This window comes from Microcoleus sp. B13-B6, from assembly GCF_036705405.1.
In the GTDB taxonomy this organism is placed as follows: Bacteria; Cyanobacteriota; Cyanobacteriia; order Cyanobacteriales; family Microcoleaceae; genus Microcoleus.
This window is the reverse complement of record NZ_JAUBUJ010000202.1, coordinates 1-5,367: the sequence shown is the minus strand read 5'-3', so window position 1 is coordinate 5,367 and position 5,367 is coordinate 1. Positions and strand designations below refer to the sequence as shown.

At 47.0% G+C, this 5,367-nt stretch carries 2 tRNA genes and 2 rRNA genes; all 4 read left to right on the top strand.

Annotated elements, in window-relative coordinates:
• Positions 1-478 precede the first annotated feature (478 nt).
• The 4 genes from QUB35_RS38285 to QUB35_RS38270 all read left to right on the top strand — a co-directional run bounded on the left by QUB35_RS38285 (position 479) and on the right by QUB35_RS38270 (position 5,325).
• Positions 479-1,992: ribosomal RNA gene (locus tag QUB35_RS38285) — 16S ribosomal RNA — on the top strand.
• A 90-nt stretch (positions 1,993-2,082) separates the two neighbouring features.
• Positions 2,083-2,156 (top strand) — tRNA-Ile (locus QUB35_RS38280).
• A gap of 83 nt (positions 2,157-2,239) precedes the next feature.
• Positions 2,240-2,313 (top strand) — tRNA-Ala (locus tag QUB35_RS38275).
• A 133-nt stretch (positions 2,314-2,446) separates the two neighbouring features.
• Positions 2,447-5,325, top strand: a 23S ribosomal RNA gene (locus QUB35_RS38270).
• Together the 16S and 23S rRNA genes with 2 tRNA genes alongside form the textbook arrangement of a ribosomal RNA operon.
• Positions 5,326-5,367 lie beyond the last annotated feature (42 nt).

The following is a 5,367-nucleotide window of genomic DNA, read 5'->3' as shown; positions in this document are numbered from 1 at the left end:
AAAAAAAGATTGCAAAAGGCTTGTGGTTACGGAAAAGATTTCTACTTTTGCACCCGCATTAGAGCAGAAGTTCACACACAAACTGGAGTATTAAACAAATCAAAAAAACTTTAAAAAAAGTTGAAAAAAGATTTGGATATTAAAAAGTAAAGGTAGTATCTTTGCCGACCCGAAACGAAAGAATCGGATTGTACAAGTTCTTAAAAATATTGGGTAAGTGGTCAGGAAAAAATAATCAAAAAATTTTTTCAAAAAAGCTTGCCAGATTAAAAAAGAGTTGTACTTTTGCACCCGCTAATCGAATGAGAGGCGAGAATAAAAAAGAATGACACGTTCATAGACATATTGAATTGACAGCACAAAATTACAGCGATGTAATTTTGAAAATAAGAGAGAGTAAGATTTTTCGAGTAAATTGAAAACAACCTAGCGACTTAAATCGAATAAAACAATGTTAGATTAATCTAACGAACAATATACGATGAAGAGTTTGATCCTGGCTCAGGATGAACGCTAGCGGCAGGCCTAACACATGCAAGTCGAGGGGTAGAACACTTCGGTGTTTGAGACCGGCGCACGGGTGCGTAACGCGTATGCAATCTACCTTATACAGGGGAATAGCCCAGAGAAATTTGGATTAATGCCCCATAGCATTACGACTTGGCATCAAGATGTAATTAAAGTTCCAACGGTATAAGATGAGCATGCGTCCCATTAGTTAGTTGGTAAGGTAACGGCTTACCAAGACGATGATGGGTAGGGGTCCTGAGAGGGAGATCCCCCACACTGGTACTGAGACACGGACCAGACTCCTACGGGAGGCAGCAGTGAGGAATATTGGTCAATGGTCGCAAGACTGAACCAGCCATGCCGCGTGCAGGAAGACGGTCCTATGGATTGTAAACTGCTTTTATACAGGAAGAAACCCTCCCACGTGTGGGAGCTTGACGGTACTGTAGGAATAAGGATCGGCTAACTCCGTGCCAGCAGCCGCGGTAATACGGAGGATCCAAGCGTTATCCGGAATCATTGGGTTTAAAGGGTCCGTAGGCGGTCTTATAAGTCAGTGGTGAAAGCCCATCGCTCAACGATGGAACTGCCATTGATACTGTAAGACTTGAATGCTTAGGAAGTAACTAGAATATGTAGTGTAGCGGTGAAATGCTTAGATATTACATGGAATACCAATTGCGAAGGCAGGTTACTACTAAGTGATTGACGCTGATGGACGAAAGCGTGGGGAGCGAACAGGATTAGATACCCTGGTAGTCCACGCCGTAAACGATGGATACTAGCTGTTCGGAGCAATCTGAGTGGCTAAGCGAAAGTGATAAGTATCCCACCTGGGGAGTACGCACGCAAGTGTGAAACTCAAAGGAATTGACGGGGGCCCGCACAAGCGGTGGAGCATGTGGTTTAATTCGATGATACGCGAGGAACCTTACCAGGGCTTAAATGTAGATTGACAGGACTGGAAACAGTTTTTTCTTCGGACAATTTACAAGGTGCTGCATGGTTGTCGTCAGCTCGTGCCGTGAGGTGTCAGGTTAAGTCCTATAACGAGCGCAACCCCTGTCGTTAGTTGCCAGCGAGTCATGTCGGGAACTCTAACGAGACTGCCAGTGTAAACTGTGAGGAAGGTGGGGATGACGTCAAATCATCACGGCCCTTACGTCCTGGGCCACACACGTGCTACAATGGTAGGTACAGAGAGCAGCCACTGCGCGAGCAGGAGCGAATCTACAAAACCTATCTCAGTTCGGATCGGAGTCTGCAACTCGACTCCGTGAAGCTGGAATCGCTAGTAATCGGATATCAGCCATGATCCGGTGAATACGTTCCCGGGCCTTGTACACACCGCCCGTCAAGCCATGGAAGCTGGGGGTGCCTGAAGTCGGTGACCGCAAGGAGCTGCCTAGGGTAAAACTAGTAACTAGGGCTAAGTCGTAACAAGGTAGCCGTACCGGAAGGTGCGGCTGGAACACCTCCTTTCTAGAGAAGATTTAACCGTTAGGTTTTAGTTGAAAGGGAAATATTACTCTCGCTGTTAATTTAAAAAATAAGAATAAGCAAAGAAAACAGAGTCTCGTAGCTCAGCTGGTTAGAGTACTACACTGATAATGTAGGGGTCGGCAGTTCGAGTCTGCCCGGGACTACTTTTTTAAGCTTGTTTGAAGGAAATTCTGGAAGTTGGGATTCATAATTCGTAATTCTGAATTCATAATTCTGAGTTCAAATTGGGGGATTAGCTCAGCTGGCTAGAGCGCCTGCCTTGCACGCAGGAGGTCATCGGTTCGACTCCGATATTCTCCACGATTCCGAAAGGAAAAAAGTTCATTGACATATTGAGATAAAATACATTTAAAAAGTAGAAAGTACAGTAGAATCGTAACATGTTACGATTTTATTAAAGAAAGTCCTATTTTTATTTATAGAAATAGGCGGCACATAAGCAAAATAAGGGCGTATGGGGGATGCCTAGGCTCTCAGAGGCGATGAAGGACGTGATAAGCTGCGAAAAGCTACGGGGATTGGCACACACGAATTGATCCGTAGATATCCGAATGGGGCAACCCAATGCATTGAAGATGCATTACCCGATAGGGGGCAAACCCGCTGAACTGAAACATCTAAGTAGGCGGAGGAGAAGAAAACAAAAGTGATTCCGTAAGTAGTGGCGAGCGAACGCGGATTAGCCCAAACCAGAGTTGTTACGGCAATTCTGGGGTTGTAGGACCACGATATTCTATGCGGATTGAACCGGAATAACCTGGAAAGGTTAACCAAAGAGGGTGATAGTCCTGTATGGGTAAGAGAAGATATAGATAGTGGTATCCTGAGTAGCGCGGGGCACGTGAAACCCTGTGTGAATTTGGCGGGACCATCCGCTAAGGCTAAATACTCCTGAGAGACCGATAGTGAACCAGTACCGTGAGGGAAAGGTGAAAAGAACCGTGAATAACGGAGTGAAATAGATCCTGAAACCATACGCTTACAAGCGGTCGGAGCCCTTTCGTGGGGTGACGGCGTGCCTTTTGCATAATGAGCCTACGAGTTACCGTTGCTGGCAAGGATAAGCACTTCAGGTGTGGATCCGTAGCGAAAGCGAGTCTGAATAGGGCGCTTTAGTCAGTAATGGTAGACGCGAAACCGTGTGATCTACCCATGGGCAGGATGAAGCTGTGGTAACACATAGTGGAGGTCCGAACCGGTTGACGTTGAAAAGTCTTCGGATGACCTGTGGGTAGGGGTGAAAGGCCAATCAAACTCGGAAATAGCTCGTACTCCCCGAAATGCATTTAGGTGCAGCGCTGGGTATAAGTTATATAGAGGTAGAGCTACTGATTGGATGCGGGGGCTTCACCGCCTACCAATTCCTGACAAACTCCGAATGCTATATAATGTTTACCAGCAGTGAGGGCATGGGTGCTAAGGTCCATGTCCGAGAGGGAAAGAACCCAGACCATCAGCTAAGGTCCCCAAATGTATGCTAAGTTGAAAAAACGAGGTTTGTCTGCCCAGACAGCTAGGATGTTGGCTTGGAAGCAGCCATTCATTTAAAGAGTGCGTAACAGCTCACTAGTCGAGCGGACGAGCATGGATAATAATCGGGCATAAGCATACTACCGAAGCTATGGATTTGTAGTAATACAAGTGGTAGGGGAGCATTCTAAACTGGGTCGAAGGTGTGATGTGAGTCATGCTGGACTGTTTAGAAAAGAAAATGTAGGCATAAGTAACGATAATGCGGGCGAGAAACCCGCACACCGAAAAACTAAGGTTTCCGCAGCTATGCTAATCAGCTGCGGGTTAGTCGGGTCCTAAGGCGAACCCGAAAGGGACAGTCGATGGCCAACGGGTTAATATTCCCGTACTACTTATAATTGTGATGGAGAGACGCAGTGGTGAAAGTACCGCGAACTGACGGAATAGTTCGTTAAAGCACTTAGCTATAGGCCCGGTAGGCAAATCCGCTGGGACTGGTGAAATGCGATAGTACTCAGAGTCTTCGGACAACGAGATAGTGTACCTAAAGGCTGCCAAGAAAATCTTCTAAACTTAGATTATAAGTACCCGTACCGTAAACCGACACAGGTAGTTGAGGAGAGAATCCTAAGGTGCTCGAGAGATTCATGGCTAAGGAATTAGGCAAAATAGACCTGTAACTTCGGGAGAAAGGTCGCCAGCAGCAATGCTGGCCGCAGTGAAAAGATCCAGGCGACTGTTTATCAAAAACACAGGGCTCTGCAAAATCGTAAGATGAAGTATAGGGCCTGACACCTGCCCGGTGCTTGAAGGTTAAGTGGAGATGTTATCTTCGGAGAAGCATTGAAATGAAGCCCAAGTAAACGGCGGCCGTAACTATAACGGTCCTAAGGTAGCGAAATTCCTTGTCGGGTAAGTTCCGACCTGCACGAATGGTGTAACGATCTGGATACTGTCTCAGCCATGAGCTCGGTGAAATTGTAGTAGCGGTGAAGATGCCGCTTACCCGCAGTGGGACGAAAAGACCCTGTGCACCTTTACTATAGCTTAATATTGACCTTGGACACGTGATGTGTAGGATAGGTGGGAGACTATGAAGTGGCGTCGCTAGGCGTTGTGGAGTCATTGTTGAAATACCACCCTTTGCTTGTCTGAGGCCTAACCCCGTAATGCGGGGGACATTGTTTGGTGGGTAGTTTGACTGGGGTGGTCGCCTCCAAAAGAGTAACGGAGGCTTCTAAAGGTTCCCTCAGCACGCTTGGTAACCGTGCGTAGAGTGCAATGGCATAAGGGAGCTTGACTGAGAGACATACAGGTCGATCAGGTACGAAAGTAGAGCATAGTGATCCGGTGGTTCCGCATGGAAGGGCCATCGCTCAAAGGATAAAAGGTACGCCGGGGATAACAGGCTGATCTCCCCCAAGAGCTCATATCGACGGGGGGGTTTGGCACCTCGATGTCGGCTCGTCACATCCTGGGGCTGGAGAAGGTCCCAAGGGTTGGGCTGTTCGCCCATTAAAGTGGCACGCGAGCTGGGTTCAGAACGTCGTGAGACAGTTCGGTCTCTATCTACTGTGGGCGTTAGAAATTTGAGTGGATCTGATTCTAGTACGAGAGGACCGAATTGGACTGACCGCTGGTGTATCTGTTGTTCCGCCAGGAGCACTGCAGAGTAGCTACGTCGGGAAGGGATAAGCGCTGAAAGCATATAAGCGCGAAACCCACCACAAGATGAGATTTCTTTTAAGGGTCGTGGAAGATGACCACGTTGATAGGCTATAGATGTAAAGGCAGTAATGTCATAGTCGAGTAGTACTAATAACCCGTTAGCTTATGTATAAATTCCTCCGCTTCGGCGGAGGAAGAAACTTTCTTTAAATT